At 43.8% G+C, this 21,973-nt stretch carries 29 protein-coding genes and 1 pseudogene; 7 read left to right on the plus strand and 23 right to left on the minus strand.

What is annotated here, in order from left to right; all coding sequences use genetic code 11:
* Positions 1-2 precede the first annotated feature (2 nt).
* The 21 genes and pseudogenes from rpmD to AXW61_RS03880 form a co-directional block, all read right to left on the minus strand.
* Positions 3-179, minus strand: a complete 177-nt coding sequence (rpmD, locus tag AXW61_RS03780; protein ID WP_004691302.1) for a 50S ribosomal protein L30 — start codon at positions 177-179, stop codon at positions 3-5.
* Positions 180-185: 6 nt separating this feature from the next.
* Positions 186-683: a 30S ribosomal protein S5 gene (gene rpsE, locus AXW61_RS03785; RefSeq protein ID WP_004691304.1), complete on the minus strand. Its 498-nt coding sequence runs from the start codon at positions 681-683 to the stop codon at positions 186-188.
* A 2-nt stretch (positions 684-685) separates the two neighbouring features.
* Positions 686-1,036, minus strand: a complete 351-nt coding sequence (gene rplR, locus AXW61_RS03790) for a 50S ribosomal protein L18 (protein WP_004650473.1) — start codon at positions 1,034-1,036, stop codon at positions 686-688.
* A 14-nt stretch (positions 1,037-1,050) separates the two neighbouring features.
* Positions 1,051-1,584: a 50S ribosomal protein L6 gene (gene rplF / locus AXW61_RS03795; protein ID WP_004691306.1), complete on the minus strand. Its 534-nt coding sequence runs from the start codon at positions 1,582-1,584 to the stop codon at positions 1,051-1,053.
* A 13-nt stretch (positions 1,585-1,597) separates the two neighbouring features.
* Positions 1,598-1,993 (minus strand): 30S ribosomal protein S8, encoded by a 396-nt coding sequence (gene rpsH, locus AXW61_RS03800; protein ID WP_004691308.1) that lies wholly within the window; start codon positions 1,991-1,993, stop codon positions 1,598-1,600.
* A 12-nt stretch (positions 1,994-2,005) separates the two neighbouring features.
* Positions 2,006-2,311 (minus strand): 30S ribosomal protein S14, encoded by a 306-nt coding sequence (gene rpsN, locus AXW61_RS03805; RefSeq protein WP_004691309.1) that lies wholly within the window; start codon positions 2,309-2,311, stop codon positions 2,006-2,008.
* Between the two features lie 9 nt (positions 2,312-2,320).
* Positions 2,321-2,857, minus strand: coding sequence for a 50S ribosomal protein L5 (rplE, locus tag AXW61_RS03810; RefSeq protein WP_004691311.1), 537 nt, complete (start codon positions 2,855-2,857; stop codon positions 2,321-2,323).
* A 15-nt stretch (positions 2,858-2,872) separates the two neighbouring features.
* Positions 2,873-3,190 (minus strand): 50S ribosomal protein L24, encoded by a 318-nt coding sequence (rplX, locus tag AXW61_RS03815; RefSeq protein WP_004691313.1) that lies wholly within the window; start codon positions 3,188-3,190, stop codon positions 2,873-2,875.
* Between the two features lie 9 nt (positions 3,191-3,199).
* A complete protein-coding gene (rplN, locus tag AXW61_RS03820) occupies positions 3,200-3,568 on the minus strand; it encodes a 50S ribosomal protein L14 (RefSeq protein WP_004657680.1) in 369 nt (122 codons plus the stop codon).
* A gap of 92 nt (positions 3,569-3,660) precedes the next feature.
* Positions 3,661-3,918: a 30S ribosomal protein S17 gene (gene rpsQ, locus AXW61_RS03825; protein WP_004691314.1), complete on the minus strand. Its 258-nt coding sequence runs from the start codon at positions 3,916-3,918 to the stop codon at positions 3,661-3,663.
* A complete protein-coding gene (rpmC, locus tag AXW61_RS03830; RefSeq protein ID WP_004650482.1) occupies positions 3,915-4,112 on the minus strand; it encodes a 50S ribosomal protein L29 in 198 nt (65 codons plus the stop codon). Before rpmC ends, rpsQ begins: the two co-directional genes overlap by 4 nt.
* The gene (rplP, locus tag AXW61_RS03835; RefSeq protein ID WP_004691317.1) at positions 4,112-4,525 is read right to left on the minus strand and encodes a 50S ribosomal protein L16; all 414 of its coding nucleotides are present in this window, start codon (positions 4,523-4,525) and stop codon (positions 4,112-4,114) included. Before rplP ends, rpmC begins: the two co-directional genes overlap by 1 nt.
* A pseudogene (rpsC, locus tag AXW61_RS03840) lies at positions 4,465-5,281 on the minus strand (30S ribosomal protein S3). Before rpsC ends, rplP begins: the two are co-directional and overlap by 61 nt.
* 1 nt (position 5,282) lies before the next feature.
* Positions 5,283-5,612, minus strand: a complete 330-nt coding sequence (rplV, locus tag AXW61_RS03845) for a 50S ribosomal protein L22 (protein WP_004691320.1) — start codon at positions 5,610-5,612, stop codon at positions 5,283-5,285.
* Between the two features lie 9 nt (positions 5,613-5,621).
* On the minus strand, positions 5,622-5,897 hold the full coding sequence (gene rpsS, locus AXW61_RS03850) for a 30S ribosomal protein S19 (RefSeq protein ID WP_004281508.1): 276 nt from the start codon (positions 5,895-5,897) through the stop codon (positions 5,622-5,624).
* A gap of 19 nt (positions 5,898-5,916) precedes the next feature.
* Positions 5,917-6,741, minus strand: coding sequence for a 50S ribosomal protein L2 (rplB, locus tag AXW61_RS03855; protein ID WP_004691322.1), 825 nt, complete (start codon positions 6,739-6,741; stop codon positions 5,917-5,919).
* A gap of 11 nt (positions 6,742-6,752) precedes the next feature.
* Positions 6,753-7,073 (minus strand): 50S ribosomal protein L23, encoded by a 321-nt coding sequence (gene rplW, locus AXW61_RS03860; RefSeq protein ID WP_062032515.1) that lies wholly within the window; start codon positions 7,071-7,073, stop codon positions 6,753-6,755.
* On the minus strand, positions 7,070-7,672 hold the full coding sequence (rplD, locus tag AXW61_RS03865; RefSeq protein WP_004691326.1) for a 50S ribosomal protein L4: 603 nt from the start codon (positions 7,670-7,672) through the stop codon (positions 7,070-7,072). The genes rplW and rplD overlap by 4 nt, the downstream gene beginning before the upstream one ends.
* Positions 7,673-7,683: 11 nt before the next feature.
* Positions 7,684-8,322, minus strand: coding sequence for a 50S ribosomal protein L3 (gene rplC / locus AXW61_RS03870; protein ID WP_004691328.1), 639 nt, complete (start codon positions 8,320-8,322; stop codon positions 7,684-7,686).
* 60 nt (positions 8,323-8,382) lie between these two features.
* Entirely contained in the window at positions 8,383-8,694 is a 312-nt protein-coding gene (rpsJ, locus tag AXW61_RS03875) for a 30S ribosomal protein S10 (RefSeq protein WP_000070912.1), read from the minus strand.
* Positions 8,695-8,958: 264 nt separating this feature from the next.
* Entirely contained in the window at positions 8,959-9,696 is a 738-nt protein-coding gene (locus tag AXW61_RS03880; protein WP_062032518.1) for a type 1 glutamine amidotransferase, read from the minus strand.
* A 160-nt stretch (positions 9,697-9,856) separates the two neighbouring features.
* Here AXW61_RS03880 and AXW61_RS03885 point away from each other — a divergent pair, with 160 nt between their 5' ends.
* The 6 genes from AXW61_RS03885 to AXW61_RS03910 all read left to right on the plus strand — a co-directional run bounded on the left by AXW61_RS03885 (position 9,857) and on the right by AXW61_RS03910 (position 16,604).
* Positions 9,857-11,065, plus strand: a complete 1,209-nt coding sequence (locus tag AXW61_RS03885; RefSeq protein WP_062032521.1) for a PLP-dependent transferase — start codon at positions 9,857-9,859, stop codon at positions 11,063-11,065.
* Between the two features lie 8 nt (positions 11,066-11,073).
* Complete coding sequence (locus tag AXW61_RS03890; RefSeq protein WP_062032524.1) at positions 11,074-12,657, plus strand: helicase HerA-like domain-containing protein; 1,584 nt, start codon at positions 11,074-11,076, stop codon at positions 12,655-12,657.
* Positions 12,658-12,807: 150 nt separating this feature from the next.
* Positions 12,808-14,016 carry an NO-inducible flavohemoprotein gene (hmpA, locus tag AXW61_RS03895; protein ID WP_062032527.1) on the plus strand — a complete coding sequence of 403 codons (1,209 nt, stop codon included), beginning with the start codon at positions 12,808-12,810 and terminating at the stop codon, positions 14,014-14,016.
* Positions 14,017-14,105: 89 nt separating this feature from the next.
* Positions 14,106-14,555 (plus strand): Rrf2 family transcriptional regulator, encoded by a 450-nt coding sequence (locus AXW61_RS03900; protein WP_062032529.1) that lies wholly within the window; start codon positions 14,106-14,108, stop codon positions 14,553-14,555.
* Positions 14,556-14,658: 103 nt separating this feature from the next.
* On the plus strand, positions 14,659-15,519 hold the full coding sequence (gene yihA, locus AXW61_RS03905; protein ID WP_062032532.1) for a ribosome biogenesis GTP-binding protein YihA/YsxC: 861 nt from the start codon (positions 14,659-14,661) through the stop codon (positions 15,517-15,519).
* A gap of 140 nt (positions 15,520-15,659) precedes the next feature.
* Positions 15,660-16,604 (plus strand): metal-dependent hydrolase, encoded by a 945-nt coding sequence (locus AXW61_RS03910; protein WP_062032535.1) that lies wholly within the window; start codon positions 15,660-15,662, stop codon positions 16,602-16,604.
* Positions 16,605-16,659: 55 nt separating this feature from the next.
* Here AXW61_RS03910 and AXW61_RS03915 read toward each other — a convergent pair whose 3' ends face one another.
* Positions 16,660-17,919, minus strand: coding sequence for a dicarboxylate/amino acid:cation symporter (locus AXW61_RS03915; RefSeq protein WP_062032538.1), 1,260 nt, complete (start codon positions 17,917-17,919; stop codon positions 16,660-16,662).
* A gap of 218 nt (positions 17,920-18,137) precedes the next feature.
* Complete coding sequence (locus AXW61_RS03920) at positions 18,138-19,010, minus strand: acyl-CoA thioesterase II (RefSeq protein WP_062032541.1); 873 nt, start codon at positions 19,008-19,010, stop codon at positions 18,138-18,140.
* Between the two features lie 291 nt (positions 19,011-19,301).
* Between AXW61_RS03920 and plsB the strand changes: the two genes are divergently transcribed.
* On the plus strand, positions 19,302-21,875 hold the full coding sequence (plsB, locus tag AXW61_RS03925) for a glycerol-3-phosphate 1-O-acyltransferase PlsB (protein WP_062032544.1): 2,574 nt from the start codon (positions 19,302-19,304) through the stop codon (positions 21,873-21,875).
* Positions 21,876-21,973: the final 98 nt, after the last annotated feature.

Raw genomic sequence — 21,973 nt, forward strand, 5'->3', positions numbered from 1 at the left:
GCTTATTCCTCTACACTAACCATATAGTAGACTTGGTTGATCATACCACGGTTAGAAGGCGTATCTTGCACTTCTACAGTATGACCAATACGACGCAGACCTAAACCTTGTAGGCTAAGCTTGTGATTTTTCAAGCGATGCGCAGAAGATTTAGTCTGGGTAACTTTAATCGTTTTCATGATTGATTACCCTTGAATTTGTTCTACTGTAAGACCACGTTTCGCAGCAACCTTCTCAGGAGAAGTCATATCACGCAGACCGTTAAAAGTCGCGTTTACTACGTTTGCAGCGTTAGTAGAACCATAACATTTTGTTAATACGTTACGTACGCCTACAGCTTCTAAAACTGCACGCATAGCACCACCAGCGATTACACCAGTACCTTCAGAAGCAGGCTGCATGTAAACACGGCTTGCACCGTGACGCGCGTTAATAGGGTGCTGTACAGTACCGTTAACAAGGTCAACAGTAATCATGTTGCGACGAGCAGCTTCAAGTGCTTTAGAAATAGCAGCTGGAACTTCACGTGCTTTACCACGACCAAAACCTACACGACCATTACCATCACCAACCACAGTCAATGCTGTGAAAGAGAAGATACGACCACCCTTAACAACTTTGGCTACACGATCAACGGCAACCAGCTTTTCAACAAGACCTTCGTTTTGTTCAACTTTAGCCATGATTAGAACTCCAAGCCGTTTTCACGAGCAGCATCAGCCAAGGCTTTGATACGACCATGATATTTGAAACCAGAACGGTCAAATGCAACTTTAGTAACACCAGCTGCTTTAGCGCGTTCTGCGATTAAAGCACCTACTTTAGTAGCTGCTTCAACGTTACCAGTTGTACCAGCACGTAAAGTAGCATCTAAAGTTGAAGCTTGCGCTAAAACTTTGCCACCATCTGCTGAAATAACTTGAGCGTAGATGTGACGCGGAGTGCGGTTTACACACAAACGAGTCGCACCCAACGCACGGATGTGCAAGCGTGTGCTTTTCGCACGACGCAAACGGGATTGTTTCTTTTCGTTCATAAGAACCTCGCGCCTTATTTCTTCTTAGCTTCTTTACGAAGTACAACTTCGTCAGAATAACGAACACCTTTACCTTTATAAGGCTCTGGTGGACGGTAACCACGGATATCTGCAGCAACCTGACCTAAACGTGCTTTATCAGCAGATTTAAGAACAATTTCAGTTGCTGTAGGAGTTTCAGCAGTTACACCTTCAGGAAGCGTATAGTCGATCGGGTGAGAGAAACCAAGGTTAAGGTTAACAATGTTACCTTTAACCGCAGCTTTATAACCAACACCGATAAGTTGTAACTTACGTTCGAAGCCTTCGCTCACACCTTTTACAAGGTTGTTAAGCACAGCGCGAGCAGTACCAGCTTGCATCCAAGCGTCTTTCGACTCAGCTTTTGGAGCAATCGCTAAAATACCGTCTTCCTGTTTAAGCTCGACCAGCGCATGCAGGGTGAAAGACAAAGTACCTTTGCTACCTTTCACTTCGACCTGCCGGCCGTTCTGAGTAACTGTTACACCGTTAGGTACAGTTACTGGGGCTTTAGCCACACGAGACATGAGGAATCACCTATTAAGAAACAAAAGCAATAACTTCACCACCGATACCTGCAGCACGTGCAGCGCGATCAGTCATGATGCCTTTGCTTGTAGAAACAATTGCAATACCTAAACCTTGCTTAACGCTCGGAAGTGCATCTTTACCGCGATACTGACGTAGACCTGGACGGCTTACGCGTTTCACAGTTTCGATAACTGGTTTGCCTTCGAAATACTTTAAAGTCAAAGTAAGAGTTGCTTTGCCTTCAGCATCAGCAACTTCTACGTTTGAAATGTAACCTTCTTGTTGAAGAACGTTTGCAATAGCAACCTTCAACTTAGAGTTAGGCATAGAAACGGTTTGTTTCTTTGCCATTTGCGCGTTACGAACACGAGTTAACATGTCGGCAACGGTATCTTGCATACTCATCTATAGCGCTCCTTACCAGCTTGCCTTAACAACGCCCGGTACATCACCTTGCATTACTGTATCGCGTAATTTGTTACGGCTTAAACCGAACTTACGGAAGTAACCATGAGGACGACCAGTTAAACCACAACGGTTACGTAAACGTACTGGAGACGCATTACGTGGTAATGCTTGGAATTTCATCATCGCTTCGAAACGCTCTTCGTCGCTAGCATTTACGTTTGCAATAACAGCTTTTAATTCAGCACGTTTTGCAGCGTATTTAGCAACAGTAGCTTCGCGTTTCAATTCGCGATTAATCATACTTTTCTTAGCCATATCGACCTCTTATTTGAACGGGAAGCCGAATGCACGCATAAGCGCACGGCCTTCGTCATCGGTGCGAGCAGTCGTAGTGATGGTAATATCCATACCACGAATACGATCAATCTTATCAAAATCGATTTCAGGGAACATGATTTGTTCCTTAAGACCCATTGAGTAGTTGCCGCGACCGTCAAATGATTTCGCAGAGAAACCACGGAAGTCACGGATACGAGGGATCGCAATCGAGATTAGACGGTCTAAGAATTCGTACATACGTTCGCCGCGTAAAGTAACTTTACAACCAATCGGCCAACCATCACGGATTTTGAAACCAGCGATTGATTTGCGAGCTAACGTAAGAACTGGTTTTTGACCAGCGATAGCTTGCATATCAGCAAGAGCACCATCAAGGAGTTTTTTGTCAGCAGCAGCTGCGCCAACACCCATGTTGATCGTGATTTTAGTAATGCGAGGAATATCCATCACATTTTTAACGGCTAAAGTCTCTTGTAATTGAGCCTTAAGTTCGTCGTTGTAACGCGTTTTAAGTCTGGCCATTGCCTTTTCAACCTATTACTTCGCTACCGCCACTGATTCACCATTTGACTTGTAAACGCGAGTTTTCACGCCTTCAGTCACTTGGTAACCAACACGGTCAGCCTTTTGGGTTGTAGCATTAAAAATTGCCACGTTAGAGATATGAAGCGAAGCTTCTTGTGTAACTACAGCGCCTTCAGCACCTGTTGCACGGTTCGGCTTTTGATGCTTCTTAACCAAGTTAAGGCCTTCAACCATAACACGGTCATTTGAAACAGACAGAACAGTACCCTGTTTGCCTTTTTCTTTACCTGCGATCACAATAACTTGATCGCCTTTTTTAATCTTAGCCATGATTGCCTCTTATAGAACTTCAGGAGCCAGTGAAATAATTTTCATGAACTGTTCAGTACGAAGTTCACGAGTCACTGGTCCGAAAATACGAGTTGCAATCGGCGCTTTGTTGTTGTTCAAAATAACAGCAGCGTTATCGTCGAAACGAATCACTGAACCGTCTGGACGACGGATACCGAATTTTGTACGAACTACAACAGCATTCATCACGTCACCTTTTTTAACACGTGCGCGTGGAATAGCTTCTTTTACAGTAACTTTAATAATGTCGCCAACAGAAGCATAACGACGGTGTGAACCACCAAGTACTTTAATACATTGTACGCGGCGAGCACCACTATTGTCTGCTACGTCTAGCATACTTTCGGTTTGAATCATTGCCCTACTCCAAAACCGAGCATCACCGGTCACAATTTCGAAAGGCTCAAAGAGTACTCGAAATTAACCGATGATGCAACAGATACGTCTAATTACTCAGCAGCAGCTTCAACAACTTCAACTAGAGTCCAAGACTTAGTTTTAGAAATTGGGCGGCTTTCTTTGATAGTCACAACGTCGCCAGTTTTAGCTGTGTTGTTCTCATCGTGAGCATGTAATTTAGTTGAACGGCGGATTGATTTGCCATACAACGGGTGTTGAACGCGGCGTTCGATAAGTACAACAATAGACTTGTCCATTTTGTCGCTTACTACTTTGCCGGTTAACGTGCGAACTGTTTGTTCACTCATTGTCCGTTCCCCTGTTTTTCGGTAAGGAGTGTCTTAATACGAGCAATTGTCTTACGAGTAAGTGCAACTTCGTGCGATTTACCCAATTGACCAGTTGCTTTTGCCATACGAAGACGGAATTGGTTAAGCTGTTGCTCATCAAGCAAAGCTGTCAACTCTTCTACCGACTTTTCACGTAGATCTTTAGTTTTCATTACATTACCGTCCGAGTCACGATAGTGGTTTTAAACGGAAGCTTAGCAGCTGCAAGCGTAAACGCTTCGCGAGCCAATTCTTCGTTAACACCATCAATTTCGTACAAGACTTTACCTGGTTTAATTTGACAAACCCAGTATTCCACAGAACCTTTACCTTTACCCATACGCACTTCAAGAGGCTTAGAAGTAATTGGCTTGTCTGGGAAAACACGGATAAAGATCTTACCACCACGTTTAATACGACGGCTGATTGTACGACGCGCTGCTTCAATTTGACGAGCAGTCATTTGACCACGCTCAACAGATTTAAGTGCGATTGTACCAAAAGATACCGAGCTACCGCGGTGAGCTAGACCAGTGTTACGGCCTTTCTGCACTTTACGGAATTTAGTACGTTTAGGTTGTAACATGGATTATTCTCCTTTTTCAGCAGAACGATCATTGCGACGACCACGACGCTCTTGACCTTCACCACGACCACGACCGCGTTTAGCTGGACGTTCTTCAGCTGGAGCTGGGTTCATGACTTGTTTCATGCCACCCAAGATCTCACCACGGAAGATCCAAACTTTAACACCAATCGTACCGTAAGTCGTTTCAGCACGCATAGTTGAATAATCGATGTCTGCACGAAGTGTATGCAAAGGTACGCGACCTTCACGATACCACTCAGTACGAGCAATCTCAGCACCACCTAAACGGCCTGATACTTCAACTTTGATACCTTTAGCACCAGCACGCATTGTGTTTTGAACCGCACGCTTCATAGCACGACGGAACATTACACGTTTTTCTAATTGAGAAGCGATAGCTTCAGCAACTAAACGAGCGTCTAAGTCTGGGCGATCGATTTCATTGATGCTTACTTGCGCTGGAATACCCATAATTTGAGTAAGTTCACGCTGTAATTTCTCAATGTCTTCGCCTTTTTTACCGATAACGATACCAGGACGTGCAGTGCTAATAGTTACTTTAGCAGCGCCCGTAGGACGTTCGATAAGAATATTGCTGATCATTGCATTCTTAAGTTTTTTAGTTAAAAACTCACGAACTTGAAGATCTTTAAGCAAGTATTCAGCGTATTGTTTCGGACTCGCATACCAGTTGGCGTTATGACGTTTTACAACACCAAGGCGGATACCGATTGGATGAACCTTCTGACCCATATCAAACCCCTACCTTAACGGTAATGTGACAAGTACGCTTAGTAATACGATCTGCACGGCCTTTAGCACGTGGCATAATACGCTTAAGGCTAGTGCCTTCATCAACGTAAATCGTAGTAACCTTAAGGTCGTCTACATCTAAACTGTTATTGTGTTCAGCGTTTGCAATTGCAGATTCCAATGCTTTTTTAACCAAAACTGCAGCTTTTTTGTTGCTGAAGTTGAGAATATTAAGCGCGTGAGCAACAGATTTGCCACGGATTAGGTCTGCAACCAAACGAGTTTTTTGTGCCGAGATAGCGGCACCGCGTAATTTAGCAGTAACTTCCATCATAGCACCTTAACGTTTAGATTTCTTGTCAACACCGTGACCACGATAGGTACGAGTTGGCGCGAATTCACCAAGTTTGTGACCAACCATATGTTCAGATACGATCACTGGAACATGGTTACGGCCATTATGTACAGAAATTGTTAAACCAACAAAATCTGGGAGGATCATCGAACGACGCGACCAAGTTTTGATCGGCTTACGGTTATTAGCCGCGATAGCCGCTTCAACCTTAGCGAACAAGTGCGCATCGACGAATGGGCCTTTTTTCAGAGAACGAGGCATTGTCAGATTCCTTTACTTGTTACTTAACGCGACGGTCGCGAATAATCATCTTAGTCGTACGCTTATTGGTACGTGTCTTGTACCCTTTAGCTTTTTGACCCCATGGGCTTACAGGTTGAATACCTTTGCTACGACCTTCACCACCACCGTGCGGGTGATCTACTGGGTTCATCGCCATACCACGAACGGTAGGACGAACGCCACGCCAGCGTGCTGCACCTGCTTTACCAAGTGAACGAAGGTTGCTTTCTTGGTTAGAAACTTCACCAAGAACTGCACGGCACTCAACGTGAATTTTACGCATTTCACCAGAACGTAAACGAACGATAGCGTAAGAACCGTCACGACCCAACAACTGAACTGAAGTACCAGCAGAACGAGCTAATTGCGCGCCTTTACCGATTTTAAGTTCGATGTTGTGAAGAGTAGAACCGATAGGCATGTTGCGAAGCGGTAAACAGTTACCTGGACGAATTGGAGCATCGTTACCAGATTGAACTTTATCGCCAGCGCGAAGGCCTTTAGGCGCGATGATGTAGCGACGCTCACCATCAGCATACAATACTAGTGCAATGTGTGCTGTACGGTTAGGATCGTATTCAATACGCTCTACAGTTGCAGGAATACCATCTTTGTTACGTTTAAAGTCAACTAGACGGTAGTGCTGCTTGTGACCGCCACCAACGTGACGAGTCGTGATGTGACCGTTGTTATTACGACCACCAGTACGTTTTTTAGCTTCAACCAACGGAGCATAAGGCGCACCTTTGTGAAGATGGTCGTGAACGACTTTCTCTACAAAGCGACGTCCAGGAGACGTTGGCTTACATTTTTGAATTGGCATAATTCTCGTCCTTATTCCGCTGTGCTTTCAGCGGTATCGCCCAAGTCAGCCATTTCAACATCTTGGCCAGCTTTCAGGGTGACGTATGCTTTTTTAACATCAGAACGACGTCCTAATGTTTTACCAAAGCGTTTAGTCTTACCTTTAGTGATCGTTGTGTTAACCTTAACAACTTGAACACCAAACAATTGCTCAACAGCTTTTTTGATTTCAAGCTTGTTTGCATCAAGTGCAACTTTGAAAACTTGAACACCAGCAGTTTCGCCTAAAACTTGTGCTTTTTCTGAGAATACAGGTCCTTGTAGGACTTGATAGATACGTTCGTTGTTCATCCGAGTTCTACCTCAATTTTCTTAGCAGCAGCTACAGACATAACAACTTTATCGAACGCAATCAAGCTAACAGGATCGATAGCAGCAGCATCAACCACATCAACGTGTGGAATGTTGCGCGCTGCAAGGTATAGATTCTCATCTACAGATTCTGTAACGATCAATGCACGAGTAGCATTCAAGTCGTTAAGTTTTGCAAGCAACTCTTTAGTTTTTGGAGCAGCAACAGCAAACTCTTCAACCAATACAAGACGATCTTGGCGAACAAGTTCAGCTAAGATACATTGCATTGCACCGCGATACATTTTGCGGTTAACTTTTTGAGACCAATCTTGTGGGCGTGCAGCAAAAGTCTTACCACCACCTACCCAGATTGGGCTACGAATAGAACCAGCACGAGCGCGACCAGTACCTTTTTGACGGAATGGCTTTTTGCCACCGCCAGAAACGTCTGCACGTGATTTCTGAGCTTTTGAACCTTGACGGCCACCAGCTAAATAAGCTGTAACAACCTGGTGTACAAGAGCTTCATTGAATTCACGACCGAACGCAACTTCTGATAATTCAACAGCAGAGCCGGAAACAGTATTTAAATTCACGTTATTTCCCCTCAGGCCTTGATCGTAGGACGAACAGTTACGTCACCACCAGTAGCACCAGGAATTGCACCTTTCACTACTAAAACTGAACGTTCTGCGTCGATAGATACAATTTCTAGACCCTGTACAGTTACGCGCTCAGCACCTAAATGGCCAGCCATTTTTTTGCCTTTGAACACGCGACCAGGAGTCTGGTTTTGACCTGTAGAACCCAGAACACGGTGAGAAAGTGAGTTACCGTGAGTAGCATCTTGCGTACGGAAGTTCCAACGCTTAACACCACCTTGGAAACCTTTACCTTTCGACTGACCAGTTACGTCAACAACTTGACCAACTGTGAACATGTCTACACCGATAGTTCCACCAACTTCACGACCTTCAAGATCAGCTTCTGTTGCACGGAATTCTTGAACTAGACGACCAGCAGCAACACCCGCTTTCGCGAAGTGACCTTTCTGAGCGTTAGTTACGCGAGATTCGCGACGTTCACCAGTAGTGATTTGAATCGCTTGATAACCATCAGTTTCAAGCGTTTTGATTTGAGTGATGCGGTTAGGATCAACCTCAATCACTGTAACAGGCACAGAAACACCAGCATCTGTAAAGATACGTGTCATACCGCACTTGCGACCGACTAAACCAATAGCCATGTGCATAAACCTCTAAAAAAGCGGCCTAATTAACTTAGAGCGTTAATTAACCCGAAAGCCTTAACCCAATGCGATCTGAACATCAACACCAGCTGCAAGATCTAACTTCATCAATGCATCTACAGTTTTGTCTGTAGGTTGAACGATGTCGATCAAACGTTTATAAGTGCGGATCTCGTATTGGTCACGCGCATCTTTGTTAACGTGTGGTGATGTTAAAACGTTAAAACGCTCAATGCGTGTAGGCATTGGAATTGGACCACAAACTTGTGCGCCAGTACGTTTTGCTGTTTCTACGATTTCTTGAGCTGATTGATCAATTAAACGGTGATCAAAAGACTTCAAACGGATACGAATTCTCTGGTTAGACATACCAGTAAACTCCAAGCCAAATATATAAAGAATCACTCCTGACGCATCTCACCCCACTAAAAGGTAAGTGTCAAGAGCAGTGAAATATCACTAAGGTCATGATCGATGCCACGACTGTCACGATGTTAACTACTTTATTCGCAGTTAACCCCCTTTCATTAAAGGGTCGCTCATTATAGCCATTGTTTAATGCATAAGCAAATCCATTTTTGATTTTTTACAATATATTCAATTTGTTTGGATTATCAGTAGCTTAAAAAAGCATCAATAGATTGTTTGCCGCAACACATAATCAATTGCACTATTAAGAATTTGATTTCCCTCAATAAAATTTAATTTAGGTGATTTTTTCAATTCGGTTTCAGTTGCCACGTATTGCCCCGAAAACTTATTCAGCTCGTCATCATTTTCTAAAAAGAGTGCCAAGGTTTCTGGCACGATCTCTGGGTGAAATTGAAAACCCAATACATTCTTTCCAATTTGGTACATTTGATTGCGACAGACTGTATTTTCAGCCAAATGTACAGCACCTTTTGGAATTTCAAAGGTCTCGCTATGCCATTGCATCACATTAAACTGTTCAGGTAACTCAAAGCATTCTGTTGGGACGTGCTGGATTTTGCGTACTGTCGCCCAACCCAACTCCTGTTGTTCATTGCGACTGACCGCAGCTCCAAGTGCATTGGCAATCAGTTGCCCACCCAAGCATAAACCAATCGCAGGTTTTCCTGCGGCCAAGTAACGCCTTAACCAACGCTTCTCAATCTTTAACCATGGAAAATTCGCTTCATCATTCACACTCATGGTGCCCCCCATAATGATGAGTAAGTCAACATCCTCAACACTCGGTAAAGCTTCTATCTCTAAGGCTTGATCTATAGGTAAAGCAAAAAACTCGGTTGCACTGATCACTGCACCTTGTTGTTTTAAATATGTATAGCAACTGCCGAACCCTTCACCAGCAATATGCTGAAAATAATGTACTTTTAAATGCGACGTCATGCGCTTATGCCTTCTTTTTACTATCCTTATAGATGATTTAGCAAAATTGAAGCCAACTTTTTATTTTGCTTACCTTTATTCACATTTGTTCAATTTTCTCGCCTATTTAGAAACTTTCTCTTAAGCTAAAACAATTTAGCGCTTTATGAAGAGTCGATTCGTGAAAAAAAATCCGCAAACTGCCTTGGTTCATGCACCAAGACAAGCGCCTCAGTACATTTCAACAATCCAACCTCCCCTGTATCGTGCATCGACGATTATTTTTAAAGATACCAATGCACTGTTTAATCGCCATTGGACCGATGACTATGACTATAGTTATGGTACCCATGGCACCCCCACCACCTTTACATTGGGCGATAACATTGCACAAATTGAGGGTGGAACTTACTGCTTATTGACACCAAGTGGTTTATCTGCCATCAACCTAGTGAACTCATGTTTTTTAAGTCATGGTGATGAAGTTTGGGTAGCAGATAATATTTACGGGCCAAACATGGAGCATCTTCGTAATCTAGAAAAACGCTATGGCATTGGTGTTCGTGTTTATAACCCTATTGATGTGTCCTCTTTCCAACCGACGGAAAAAGCAAAACTGATTTGGCTAGAAGCCGCAGGGTCGGTCACACTGGAGTTTCCAGATTTGGTCGGACTGGTGAAAAAGGCACAAACGCATCATGTACTCACTGCTTTAGACAACACGTGGGGCGCAGGCCTTGCCTTTAATGCTTTTGATTTTAGTGATGAGCACTTAAGTGTAGATGTGACAGTACATGCTTTGACCAAGTACCCAAGTGGTGGCGGAGACATTTTAATGGGCTCAGTCGTGACACGCGAACGAGCTTTACATCATCAACTCTTTCGTACGCATGCCATTCAAGGCATTAGCGTTTCTGGGGATGATGTTGCTCAAGTCCAACGTAGTCTGGCATCAATGCGCATTCGTTATGCCGCACAGTCTGAAAGTGCGCTGCAACTCCTAGCATGGCTAAAACAACAACCGGAATTTGTGCAGATCTTACACCCTGCTGACTCGAGTGCTGCAGGTCATTCATATTGGAAAGACATTTGTGTCGATCAACACAGTGCAGGTTTAGTCAGTGTCATTTTCAAGCCCGAATTTGATCTACAGGATATTCGTCAGTTTTGTGATGCCCTGTCGCTCTTCAAACTCGGCTTTAGTTGGGGCGGTCCTGTGAGTTTGGTGATGCTGTATGACCTCAAAGACATGCGTGCACTTGAGCATACACATTTACAACAAGGTTTATTGGTTCGCTTTTGTATAGGACTAGAACATCCTGCCGATTTAATTCAAGATATAGAAAACGCACTAAAACAACTGAATAACCATCACAACAAAATTGAATAGGAAGAAGTATGAGCACCCCGATCATCATTGCTAAGAAAACCACGAATACCCAACAAGATGTTGTTCTACACTCGAAGTTTGCCAACCGTCATGGCTTAATTGCAGGGGCAACAGGGACAGGTAAAACTGTAACCCTGAAGGTGTTGGCTGAAAGTTTTTCCAGACTCGGAGTGCCCGTATTTTTAGCCGATGCCAAAGGTGATGTCTCCAGCTTAGCGCAAGCAGGTGCATCCAATCCCAAATTTGATGAACGCATTAAAAGTTTAGGCATCGACAGCATTCCCTTTGCTGCATCCCCCGTGGTGTTTTGGGATTTATTTGCTGAACAAGGTCATCCTATTCGTACCACGATTACCGAAATTGGCCCGCTGTTGCTGGCACGTATGCTCAATTTGAATGACACCCAAGAAGGGGTACTTTCTGCGGTATTTCGTATTGCAGATGATCAAGGCATGTTACTGATCGACTTTAAAGACTTAAAAGCCATGATTGGTTATGTCAGTGAACATGCCGCAGAGTTTAAAGCCGAATATGGCAACCTATCTCCTGCCAGCCTTGGTGCAATTCAACGGAATTTATTGGCACTGGCCGATCAAGGCGGTGATCAATTCTTCGGGGAACCCAGCTTAAATATTCTCGACTTTATTCAAACCGACAGTAATGGTCATGGCTATATCAATATTCTAGCCGCAGACAAACTCATGAATACCCCAAAGCTCTATGCCACTTTTCTGCTCTGGATGCTCTCTGAACTGTTTGAACAGCTGCCTGAGGTTGGCGATATGGACAAGCCCAAGCTGGTGTTCTTCTTTGATGAAGCGCATTTGCTATTTGATAATGCCAGTGCAGCGCTGCAAGAAAAAATTGAACAAGTGGTGCGCCTGATCCGCTCCAAAGGGGTTGGTATTTACTTTGTCACGCAAAACCCACTGGATTTGCCTGAAAGCGTGTTAGGGCAGCTCGGAAATCGCGTACAACATGCCTTACGTGCTTTTACCCCGAAAGATCAAAAAGCGGTTAAAACAGCTGCAGACACCTTCCGTGCCAACCCTGAATTTAAGGTTGAGCAAGCCATCACCGAGCTAGCTGTGGGTGAAGCTTTGATTAGTTGCCTCGATGAACAAGGCACGCCGCAAGTCGTAGAGCGTGCATGGGTGATGCCACCCTACTCGTCTTTCAGTCCTATTAGCCCAGAGCAACGTCAAGCATTGATTTCACAAAGTATCGTGGCAGGCATTTATGAAAAAAGCCTAGACCGTGAAAGTGCTTTTGAACTTCTACAAAATAAAGTGGTTGAACGCCAACAACAAGCTGTACAGATAGAGCGAGAGAAACAACAAGCCAAAGAACAAGAGGCGATAGCGAAACAGAAGGCCAAAGAAGCTGAAACACTAGCGAAGCAACAAGCACGTGAGCAAGAGCGGATTGCGAAAGAACAGCAGAAAGAAGCTGAACGTGAAGCAAAACAGCGTGAGAAGCTAATTCAAGACACAGTAGGAACTTTTGCCAAAAGCGCCGCACGTAGCCTTGGGGGCAGTACGGGACAAAAAATCGTCCGTGGTTTACTCGGCTCTTTGTTTGGGCGTAAGTGATCTACTTTTTAAATCTAAAAATCAAAATTTATGGGATATTATTATATTCCATAAAAAAATTAAGCTTTTCTTTAAAAGATGTATTTACATTACATCTTTAAAGGTATATTTTAAATACATCTTATAAATGATAGCCAAGAGAGATCAAACATGACTCCGCAGCAAATTGACCTTGTAAAAGCAACTGTTCCTGTCCTTCGTGAAAATGGTGTCGCACTCACAGGTTATTTTTATAACCGCATGTTAGGCAACAATCCTAATTTAAAAGAAACCTTTAATATGGGGCATCAACGCAGTGGTGCTCAAGCCCAAGCTTTGGCGGGTGCTGTGTTGGCCTATGCAGAAAACATTGAAGATCCTTCAGTATTACTCCCTGTGGTTGAGCTGATTGCCCACAAACATGTCAGCTTGAATATTCAAGCACCTGACTACAACATTGTTGGGGAAAACCTCCTCCATTCGATTAGTGAAGTTTTAAGTATTTCAATGGAAGATCCATTGATTGATGCTTGGGCTGCAGCGTATGGTCAATTGGCTGATTTATTCATTAGCACTGAAAAAGCGATTTATGAGCAACATCAACAAACCAAAGGGAGCTGGTTAGGCTGGCGCAACTTTAAAATCGCGAAAAAAGTGGTTGAAAGCGATGAAATCACGTCTTTCTATCTTGCCCCTGTGGACGGTGGTGATTTACCAAAATATGAAGCAGGTCAGTACATTTCAGTCCGTGTATTTGTTGAGGAACTTGGTCTAAAACAACCTCGCCAATACACCCTTTCAACCAGCCCTCAAGCTGACTATTTACGTATCTCGGTCAAACGGGAAGATGAAAAAGGTGATTTGGCAGGAGGCTGGGTGTCAAATACTCTGCATGGTTTAGCCGAAGGTGCTGAAATTGAAGTGTCTGCACCAACAGGTAACTTCTACCTGATTGACCCAAATAAACGCAATGTCTTTATTAGTGGTGGTGTCGGCCTCACGCCAATGGTGGCGATGCTGAATCAGTTGGTGACTTTAGATATGCCGGAACCTGTGACGTTTGTCCACGCCTGCCGCAGCAAACAAGTGCATGCCATGAAACAGCACATTCATGACTTAAAAGCGAAATACCCACGTTTAAGCACCTTTACTGCATACGAGTTCCCACATCAAAGCGATGTTTTGGGTCAAGATTATGATGCGAAGGGTCGCCTTGATTTGAGTACCATTGATAGCGCGATTCTACCTGTTCAAGCAGACTACTACTTGTGCGGCCCAATGCCATTTATGGCAGAGCAACAAAAAGCCCTGATTGCCCGTGGTGTTCCTGCCGAAAATATTCACAGTGAAGCATTTGGTACAGGTGGTGTTCACCACTAACCCATGCCATCGGCATAAAATAGAGAGGGTTAGTCAGGTTATGCTAGACTAGCCCTTTGTTTTTTTGCTTATCAACGATCAGTACCCTCATGCAGCTCAATAAATTTACCGATTACGCTTTGCGAATTCTGATGTATGTTTCGCAGCCGAAAGCGCTGCCGCATACCATCGCAGAACTGGCGCAAGCACTACAAGTGTCTGAAAACCACTTGATGAAAATCGTACACTTTATGGCGAAACAGCAGTGGATTATTACTGCACGCGGTCGTGGCGGTGGGATTCGACTCAATCCAGAAACCCTCGATTTAAGACTGGGCGAGATTGTACGGGTCTTGCAAGCGGATCAGAACATTGTGGAATGCAACACCCCACCTTGCGTACTCCGTTCAAATTGCGGACTCAAAGGGATCTTAGATCAAGCGTTGGATCAGTTCTATCACAGCTTAGACCAATATACCTTAGCAGATGTACTGGGTACTGAGGCTCAGAATAAGTTCACGACCCACTCGCCGATTAATCTGATCAATCTTGCCGATTAAGGTCTTTTATAGACAAGATTACGGACTTTACGCTGCAAAGGTCGATTGCCTGCTCGACTTCCATTATAATGGCTGATTGTAGATCATAAATTGAAGTTGAGTTATGCACCACAGCCGAGGAAAATCCAAAAACAGTAAAATTGCTGCTGCCCCAAAGCAAAAAATTAGCTATGAAAAAAAGGTAGATTCTGCAGTTACTGAATATGCTGTGCGCGCTCTCAACTGGCTGCGTAAAGCCGAGTTTTTAATGAGTGCCCCGAAGCTCAACCTGTGTGTGGAAGATACAGGCTACGAAATTGCCTTTGCAGGTCGTTCAAATGCAGGTAAGTCTAGTGCTATCAATGCCTTAACCAACCAAAAGCAATTAGCTCGTGCCTCGAAAAGACCGGGTCGTACGCAGATGATTAACTTTTTCAGTCTGGGTAATCCTGATCAACGTCTCGTCGACTTACCCGGTTATGGTTATGCAGCCGTGCCTGAAGCGATGAAAATCGTGTGGCAAAAAGAGTTAGAAAACTATCTAATTCAACGTAAAAGCTTACAAGGCTTAGTGTTGTTGATGGATATTCGTCATCCGCTACAGCACTTTGACGTGATGATGTTGGAATGGGCTTATTCACGTAAATTGTTTGTGCATGTGCTACTGACCAAGTCCGATAAACTCAACCGTGGCCCTGCCTCTAAAGCATTACAAGAAGTGAAAGCCCAATTGAAAAAGATGAAACTTGATTTCTCAATTCAATTGTTCTCTTCTCTCAATAAACAAGGCCTAGAAGAACTGGCGAGTGTGATGGGTGGGCGCCTGAATTTTACTTTAGATCAAGCCCAACATTTTGACTTAAGCAGCATTCCAGATGCGACAGCCGATGAGCTGGATGCAGAAGAATTCGATGAAGATTCTGAAGACGTTATGGATATTGAAGCTGAAGACGATGTTGAGGCCAAACCACAGTCTGAGGCTTAAGTTTTAAACGCCAACCTATAAAAGCATCATCTATTGCTGTATCTGTGTCCCCTATTGCTAATCACAATCGGGGACTTTTTTTTATACTGAATTTATTCAGCTCGTGAAAAAGTTCAACACATATAAAAATGGGTCAGCATATGAAATTATGGTCTCGATTGAAAAAAAACAAAATTCGTTCCTCTATTGCCTACACAATTAAGCCCCGCAAAGTTAAATTTGAGTGGCAAGACAGTCCGATTGATTGGATTCCCAACCAACCTTTTGCCAGCTATTTCATCAATGAAATTAATATGATCCTGCCCGCAGGTGAGTTCTGGTTCTGCCGCCTCTACAACAAAGTCTTACCGCAAATTAGCGATGAAAAACTGAAGCAAGATGTACAAGCCTTTATTCGCCAAGAAGCCATGCATGCGCAGGCACACAACTCAGCCAATAAAGAGTATCTCAGCCAAAGAAATATTGATGTCTCCCGTAATCTAGAGTTGATGGATTTCTTATTTGGAAAATTACTGGCCGATAAGCCGCTTGATCTCACTGTACCCAAAGTACTGGAGCACCAGTGGGATCTATTTCGACTCGGTATTATTGCTACGGTGGAACACATGACCTGTGTCCTTGGAAAATATACACTGGACAACACCGAATGGGAGAAAATGGGCGCTGACCCTGCGATGTTAGACTTGATCAAATGGCACGGCGCAGAAGAAATTGAACACCGTACCGTCGCATTTGATTTGTACCGACATTTAGGCGGGGGTTATATTGCGCGTTATTATTTGAGCCTGGTGGTGATTGCTGCCGTGCTGGGTTTATGGGTCGATGGTGCAGCTCATATTATGAAACAAGATGACCGCTTTAAGTCGATTCAACCCAGTCTGTTTAAACCTTGGATTTGGCGTGAGTGGCTGTCTACTTCTAAACGGAATCATCAAGTGTTGCCAAGTCCGTTATGGCTCATCTCACAGCAATTTGGCTATCTAGTGCCGTGGTATGACCCCGTACACGAAGCCAAAACAGAAGATGCCATTGCCTACTTAGACCAATCCCCTGCGGCAAAACGTGCCATGCTCAAAGTCGCTTAAATCCTAAAATAAAAAAAGCAGCTATTAAGCTGCTTTTTTTATTTTAGGGCAAAACTTAAGACGGATTCGATAAATTGGGCAAAGGTGCATCCAGATCCTTGGTATGTCGATCCACCACCACACTAATCATCATGTCACCTTGTACATTCACCACAGTACGTACGGTATCCAGCAAGCGATCAATCGGCAATAAAATCGCAATTGCTTCAGCAGGAAGTCCAACAGACTGCAATACCATAATCATGGTGACCATACCTGCACTCGGAATTCCTGGAGCACCTAAAGAAGCAATCATCGCCGTCAGACACACCACCAACTGCTGACTCAAAGTCAAATCTAGTCCCATCAAGTTGGCAATAAACAAAGCCGCCGCTGCCTCATACAGCGCAGTACCATCCATATTGAGCTGCGTCCCCAACGGAATCACAAAGCCTGCCGTTTGCGGACGTACACCAAGATTTTCTTGCGCACACTTGAGGGATAAAGGCATAGTTGCCGAGCTTGAACTGGTGGCAAAAGCAGTAATTAATGCCACACGTGTACCTTTAAAAAAGGTCACCGGATTCATCTTGCCAAAAATCCACAGTAATAGCGGCAAGACCACCAGACCATGAAAAATGGTAGTACCTGTTACCACAGCCGCAAACTCAGCCAAACGACTCAATACCGAAATATCTTCGGTTGCAATCAACTTGGCGAGTAAGGCAAAAATTCCTAGCGGGGCTAGCTTCATCACCCAACCAATCATCAACATCATGATGTCAAAGAACTGTTGACTCAGCTTACGCACGGTACGGAATTTTTCGCCGCCTTTAACCAGTGCCACTCCAATGAACAGAGCAAAAACCACCACCGCTAAAACATTGCCTTCGGCAAAAGCTTTGAATGGGTTAATCAGCGTATTTTGAATAAAGTTGGTGAAAAACGAAGATGGGGTGAGCGTATCTGGAGTTTGATGAGCGGCCATGGCATCTTGAAACATGGCGATATCGACACCTTTGCCGACTTCAAATAAATGCGCGCAGCTTAAGCCCAATATCAAAGCCAAAGTCGTGGTAGTGACACAGCATGCCAGCGTAATTTTCCACACACGGGAGAGCTGGCCGCCCGCTTGTAAGTTGGATACCCCCACCACAATTGAGCTAAAAATGAGAGGAATCAAGAGCATTTTTAATAGACCAATAAAAATACTGCTGACCACCCCGATTCCATACAAACTCATCTCTAAAAAAGCAGTACCCGGGAAAAGATTGAGAATAAATCCGAAGATGACCCCGAAGATCGCTGCAATTAGAATTTGCGTGTTTAAGCTCATAGCTTCATGCTTTTCAAAGATTTCTTTGGGAAACTATGCCATGTGAACGGACTAGAATCGAGCATTTTTTTGTCACAAGTACTGCACATTTCCCTATATGCCTCTACTCAAAAGGCGAGACCATTACAATTCAAGCTCAACTCCTAGCTCAGCTCTAACCACCTTGCAGTCATAAAAAAAGCTGAGTCATATCACTCAGCTTTTTTTATACTCAGGCTTTATTGGGCTTCGATTTCACGGAGCCGAATCAAACCTTCTTGCGTAGTACTGCACACCAACTCACCATTTTGCCACATTCGTCCAAAGTTTAAACCACGTGAACTGGCACTGACTGTAGCATCCATGTCATACAGCATCCAGTCATCCACGCGAAAGGGTTTATGGAAATACATAGCATGATCGATACTCGCACATTGCAAACTTGGCGAAAGATAACTTAAACCATGTGGGCGCAGTGCCGTGGTCATTAAAGTGAAATCTGAATAGAATGCCGCAATTGCTTGATGCAACGAAATCTCATCCACTTCTACTGCAATGCGGTCATGTGTGCGAATGTAGTGCGCATATACAGGCGCTTCAGGCTGCGGTTGATACGGGTTCTGTGGATTGATTGGACGAATTTCCACATGACGATCGCGCATGAAACTTGCACGCACATTTTCGGGCACAAATTCCACCATCATTTTTTTCAGTTCAGCCTCAGACTTTAAAGACTCTGGTGCTGGATACTCAGGCTCACCGATTTGGTAATTCAGCCCTTCTTCATTGTCAGCAAAAGACACCATGCACATAAAGATGGTTTTACCATGCTGAATAGCGCGCACTTGGCGACTGACAAAACTACGACCATCACGAATTCGATCAACTTCATAGATAATCGGTGCGTTCACATCGCCACCAAATAAAAAGTATGCATGTAAAGAATGAGCTGGACGATCCGTCGTATATGACGCCGCACGTAGGGCCTGACCTAAGACTTGTCCGCCAAAAACACGCTTCCCAACCAAATTACGGCTTTGTCCACGAAAGATATTTTCCTCAATTTTTTCGAGGCTCAGTAATTCAACCAACTCTTGGGTTAAGGCATTCATAAGCAACCTACTTAATGGTGAGAGACCAGATTTTTCTGTAAAGTGATGAGGTATGATATCGATATTAAAATCTATTTTGCCATAAATTCAGACTAAAACCCTATAGATTACTTGACTGAGTTGTCATAAGTTTTTTTCGTTATTTCCGACTAAAAATACGATTTTTAACGATAAAATTCACCATATAAAACAAATTTGTCAGGAAATGACATACGGTTTATGTTTACAATTACGCAAAATAAATACCCCTTCAGACAAACTGCGGGATTGGTCATTTAAGCAGGAGTGTATATGTCCAAAAGTGGCTTTGGTCAAATGTATAGAAAGCTTTCAAGTAAGCTTCTTGACCTAATAGTAACCCCACATGTATTGGGTGAGGTTCCAACAGAACCGACAGCAACAGATGCTGACCCAGCAGCTTCAGGCCATCCCAAAAAAATTGTCTGTTATGTGCTTCAAAATCACTCACGCAGTAATGCGCTGTTGGTGGATGGTGAAACACGTCGTTTAAAGCTTGCTCCTGCACTCGATCCTTTGGTCGTGGGGACACATCAAGAAAAAGCATCGATCGTGTTTTTACAGCATAACGATGAAAATAATTTACTTAACCCTTCACCACACACCTTTCCACCGCGCCTGTTACGTCTAGTTGAAGCATTAGAGCAACAACCCGATTTAGACGTAGAGCTGGTGCCTGTGACGGTACTGTGGGGACGTTCACCAGATAAAGAAGACTCTTGGTTTAAATTGCTATTTACCGACACTTGGGCAACTCCAAGTACGGTGAAACAGCTGATGAATATCGGTTTACATGGTCGTCAGTCATTTTTAGAGTTTCATGAAAGTCAGTCTTTACGTGCTTTGGTTGACTTTGCAAAAACCACCTATCCGAATTTATCCCCTGCGACCTACATTCTAAACACCTTAAATAATCAGCTCGATGCACACCGTGAAGCGGTACTCGGTCCCGATCTTTCGGACCGCCGCAACGTGATGCATTCATTGATTAAAGCCAGTGATGTACAAGATGCGATTCGCCGTGAAAGTATCCGCGGCAAAATTAGCATGTTAGACGCAGAACGTCGTGCCATTGGTTATGTCAATGAAATCGTATCGGATTACTCACATTCAACCATCCGTTTTGCGGAAATGGCGCTGGCACGTTTATGGACGCAACTCTATGACGGAGTTGAAGTGCATAACTTCAATACGGTTCGTGAGCTGGCTAAAGACTACGAAATTGTGTATACCCCATGTCACCGTAGTCATATCGACTATTTACTGCTGTCTTATGTGGTGTATAACCGTGGTTTGATGGTGCCTTATATTGCTGCGGGCGATAACCTGAATATGCCATTTGTTGGGCAAATTTTACGTGGTGGCGGTGCATTTTTTATTCGCCGTACTTTCCGCGGTAACGCGCTCTACACTTCGGTCTTTAAAGAATACCTATACAGCATTTTGTCGCGCAACACGCCTTTAGAATACTTTATCGAAGGTGGTCGTTCACGTACAGGTCGTCTGCTACCGCCGAAGACAGGTATGTTAGCCATGACGGTACACAGTCACTTGCGTGGTCGTGCCAAACCGATTGTCTTTGTTCCGACCTATATCGGCTATGAACGCTTGATGGAAGGTGCAACCTATGTCGGTGAGATGAACGGCAAACCCAAAGAAGCCGAGTCTGTCTTTGGGATTCTGCAAACTTTACGCAAAATTGAACGTATTTTCGGGAAAGTGCATCTCAACTTTGGTGAGCCCGTTTTCCTCGATGACATGCTGAAAAAGCATGGCGCTGAGAATGTACAAATTGCTAAAAATGATGATCCTATTCCGCAAGAAGTCTCTGATGCAGTCAACAGTTCAGCACATGCAATTTTAGAAAATATTAACCGTGCAGCTGTGGTGAACCCTGTTTCACTCTTGTCTTTGGTGCTGCTGGCCACTGAAAAGCATACTCTGGATGAAGAAATTTGTATCAAACAGCTCGATACCTATCGCAAGTTGTTGACGACACTTCCTTATGATGAGCGCCTCTTGGTCACGCCATTATCAGGTAAAGAAATCATTGCTTATGGTTTAAAGCTGAAACTGATCAAGCGCGTCAATCACGTTCTTGGTGACATTATTGCGATTGCGGACAATCAAGCAGTACTGCTGACCTACTTCCGTAATAACATTTTGCATGCCTTTGTCTTGCCATCACTCGTTGCCGCTTTGGTTGAACATAATGGAACCATTGGCCGTGGTGATTTAATCAATGTAATTCGCACGCTATATCCATTCTTAAAAGCAGAATTGTTTTTAAAATGGGAAGATGCTGAACTCAAAGATCAAATCTGCGCTTATGTAGATGGTTTAATTCAAGCCAAACTGATTTCTGAAGATGCCGAAGGTCACTTGATTTCCCCTGCTCCAAACAGCGAAGATCATAACCAGTTGGTGGTATTGGCTGCGCCAGTAATGCAAAGTCTCGAACGTTACTACATGACCCTTGCGCTGATTACACAACGTGGTTCTGGGAACATTTCAGCACGTCAAGTTGAAGAACTCAGTCATTTGGTCGGTCAGCGCCTTTCGGTACTGTATGAGTTTAATTCGCCTGAATTCTTTGATAAAGCCCTGTTCCAAAGCTTTATTAAAGTGCTCACGCAACAGGGTTATATCAGCACCAACTCAGACAACGCGATTGTGTTTGATGAGAACTTCCAAAACGTTGCGCAATATGCCAACTTAGTGTTAGATGATGTCACGCTACAAATGTTGCAACACATTACCACTTTCAGCGATGAAGAGTTGAAAGAAACTCTAGACAAAGTGGCTGCTGAACAAGCGAAGAAGCGTTTGAAACGTAAGAAAAAGTAATTTCTTTTTAAAAGCATAGGGATCTACAAAATGTAGGTGCCTATGCTGTAAATGAATAAAAATAAAATCTATTTCGTATAAGCTCTATTATGTTAAAT

The sequence above is a fragment of the Acinetobacter sp. BMW17 genome, from assembly GCF_001592855.1.
GTDB lineage: Bacteria > Pseudomonadota > Gammaproteobacteria > Pseudomonadales > Moraxellaceae > Acinetobacter > Acinetobacter johnsonii.